Here is a 2616-nt window from a genome sequence, read left to right as displayed (position 1 = left end):
CTAAACAACGATATAAGAGTGGCGCTGGTGCGTAACCTGCGATTACGCGCCGCTGCTGCAACGTGCGAGCTGAGCGAGCCGCCGTGCTGTTTCAGCTCCGCCGTGGCAGGCCTGATCAGCGCGCCGCAGCTGGGTAGTAAAAGCGAGCATTTCGTGCTCGACCTCGTTCCAGCGTGGCCGCGACGCAGCCTATTGATCGTGCGGCCTCCACCATGTCGGCGCTGCCAGACGGCAGTGACCAACCGCGACCAACCGCCTCGAGGCCTTGGTGCGCATGAGAGATGGCGAGCTTGACGACTCTCGGCCCGCCGCGGGTCAGCGTGCACGGGGAACTCTGTCCAGATCGGCTCGACCTCTGAGGTGTTGTAACGCGCCGGCCGTCTGCGTCGAGGCGCATTGGGACGACGACAACCGAGAGGATGCGGCCCCTGCTTGAAAACCAGGATCCCAGGGCGGCATCCTGATGTGTTGCTCGGCTGTGCGGCAATCAATGCTCGGAATACGAAAGAAGCAGCCTATCGGACGGCGTTGCGCTCGCGCTTGAGCGCCAGGATTACGTCGATGTCATCGGCGAAAGCCGGCCATTGATTGGCGGGATCACTCGTCGGACGCGCTCGTAAAGATACGCGGCCGTTGGTAACGAGCCATTCATCCGCGCCTCTGCATATATGCCGCCGTTCTCTCGTTAATCGGCAGTAGGGTCGCGATCGCGTCATGCAGCCCTTGCCGTTGCGGCCTGTGCCAAGCGGATTGGAACCGCCTGGCACGACCAAGAGTCGAGTGGCAGTGGGAAGGATGGCGGGACCCGGGCCGCTGCCAGCCCGCTCAGGTGCCGGCGACGCTTGCCGCGATCCGGGGCTCCGCAGAAAAAACGGTGGACCCGTCTTGAATCTAACTCTCGGAAGTTGCGGCCTCGCGACAGACCTCTTCAAATCGCTGAATTTCCTCAGCGCTGTCGCAGTAGGACATCACCATACGCTGGCCCTGGCGTTTATCCCGAAAGCTCCACGATCGTAATTGAATATTCTTATCCCGGAGAGCTTCCAGAAGCCGCGGCGGCAGGATAGCAAATACCTCATTGATGTGCACTGGATGAACCAGATCAACATTCGAACACTGTCTTAAAGCATTTGCTATTCTTGCGGCGTTCTGATTCGCTTCAAGAGCATTTCGGCGCCAAAGGTCATCCTCCAGATAGCTCAACAACTGCACAGATATATAGCGCATCTTTGAGTACAAGTGGCCTGCACGTTTGTGCATGAAGCTCAAAACTTTTGCTACTTCCGGGTCGAAGGTAATCACCGCTTCGGCGTTCATGGTCCCGTTCTTAGTAGTGCCGAACGTAAGAATGTCCACACCGGCCTTCCAGGTTATTTCGGCCGGCGTTGCGTCCAAATGAACCATGGCGTTCGCCAAACGTGCGCCATCAAGATGGACTTTCATTCCTGCGCTGTGCGCTATGGCACTCAGTGCTCGTATCTCGTCCAGTTTATAGACTACTCCCGCCTCTGTCGCTTGAGTGAGGCTGAGCGCGCTGACTGCCATCTGGTGCACATTGCCGATACCGTGCCGTTGTAGACCGTCCTCTAATGTGGCAACCGATATCTTTTGGTGCTCGCCGGGCAGCAAAGTCATGCGGCTACCACCGCTATAAAATTCGGGCGCGCCAGCTTCGGTGGTCACTATATGCGCGCCCTCGTGGCAAAAGATCGTACCGTAGGGCGGCGTGACCGCGCCGAGAGCGAGGCCATTGCCCGCGGTGCCTGTGGGCACCGGAAAGACAAAGGTTTGCCGCTCAAAAAACTTCGAGTAAGTTTGTGCCAAGGTCGCGGTGAACTGATCTGCGCCGTAAGCTGTTTCGACGCCTCGATTGCAGTCCAATAATGCGTTCATCACCTGTTCGCAGACCGGCGCGCCGTTGTCCGAAGCGAAGTGATAGGTTGTTATTGTAAATCCTCCCGTTGCAAGCATCCGGTGCACATACCACAGATGGGCGGCTGAGGCCAACTCCAGTGGCCATTTCAGTATGCATTAGCGACCGAGCCGGCGTGACGTCAAGAGGCCGCGTAAATAAAGTGCGACAGGAGGCCTCGGGGAAACAGCGTATTTTTCCCGGAAATGCAGGATTAATTTACCCCATGCTCCAATGTCGGGCAACGGCAATAGCTCCGCCCCAATCGTGCCGGTGCATTCGTTATGTATACGATTTGTTAGCATACGCTACAATATCGTCGAGACACCTTGGGACCGCGAGACGTGGCGACAGCCTGGAGCTCGCCCGCAAAGCAATGACGGTCGCGGCTGATCCGCCTTCGTCTTGAAACAGTCTGACAATACCGGTCTCCCCTTCGTTTCACAGTCGGCGCTGGGTCCCCGCATGATAGGTTCAGGAGTGCAAGACGTCTCAATCTATTTGGCGACCTCTGAAGGCTGAGGCTGCAAGGTTCGGGTCTCTCACCCGTCCCACGAACCATTTGCATCACCCTTGCGGGGTTGTGTGCGTCAAGTTCTGCAAAATTGGGCGGCCATGGTGCTGGTCATGCGGCTTGGCGTAGAGCGAGCTTCTTGTGCTCGCGCAGGTCATCCATATTGATGTATCGGTTGGCCTCCATCCAG

The 2616-nt window shown here is 57.6% G+C and carries 1 protein-coding gene; it reads right to left on the bottom strand.

Annotated elements, in window-relative coordinates:
• Positions 1-891 precede the first annotated feature (891 nt).
• On the bottom strand, positions 892-2007 hold the full coding sequence (locus O7A61_RS31845) for a threonine aldolase family protein (RefSeq protein ID WP_337133119.1): 1116 nt from the start codon (positions 2005-2007) through the stop codon (positions 892-894).
• Between the last annotated feature and the right edge of the window lie 609 nt (positions 2008-2616).

This window comes from Mesorhizobium sp. Cs1321R2N1 (assembly GCF_037179725.1).
GTDB classification, from domain to species: Bacteria; Pseudomonadota; Alphaproteobacteria; order Rhizobiales; family Rhizobiaceae; genus Mesorhizobium; species Mesorhizobium salmacidum.
Note: the sequence above shows the minus strand (reverse complement) of the source record. Positions and strands in the feature narration are given on the sequence as shown.